The organism is Acidovorax sp., from assembly GCF_046291265.1.
Classification (GTDB): Bacteria; Pseudomonadota; Gammaproteobacteria; order Burkholderiales; family Burkholderiaceae_C; genus Acidovorax.
This window is the reverse complement of the sequence record NZ_JBKBTV010000198.1, coordinates 1-521: the sequence shown is the minus strand read 5'-3', so window position 1 is coordinate 521 and position 521 is coordinate 1. Positions and strand designations below refer to the sequence as shown.

At 70.1% G+C, this 521-nt stretch carries 1 protein-coding gene; it reads right to left on the bottom strand.

Annotated features, from left to right (window positions below):
* Positions 1-120 precede the first annotated feature (120 nt).
* On the bottom strand, positions 121-521 hold a 401-nt coding region (locus ACK41V_RS23875), incomplete at its 5' end, for a hypothetical protein (RefSeq protein ID WP_409786202.1).

Sequence of the window (521 nt, the reverse complement as noted above, 5' to 3'; positions counted from 1 at the left end):
AGCAGCTCTCCAGCATCACTAAAGCTGTGAAATTGCATTGGCAGGTCAGGAGCAGCGGTCTGGTGGCGCGGTGCAACACGCGCCCACCTGTGGGTCGCTGAGGCATCGGCCACCGACGTATCACCAGGTGCTGCTGCCGCCGCTGCCACCGCCCCGCGAGCGCTCGCCCAGCACTGCCAGCTTCATCACGCGCACAAAGTGCTCGCGCGCCTCCGCCAGCCCCCGCGCGCGCGCCTTGCGCCCCGCCTCCGTGTCATCCGCCGCAAACTCCGGGTCGTACCACTGCAGCAGCCGCGCCGGCGGCGTGCCGCGCACGTCCACGAAGCGCGAGGCCTGCGCCGCCCCGTTCTCACGCAGGCGGAACAGCATCCAGCCAGTGCTGAGCAGCAGGGCCGCCATGTAGGTGTAGGAGACGGGCAGCGGCGTGGTGAGCGTGATGACGGGCGCCACGGCCAGCAGCAGGATGCCCAGGACCACGTCGCGCCCGCCGCGCTTGGCGAAGTTGTTGCCCATCTCGATGG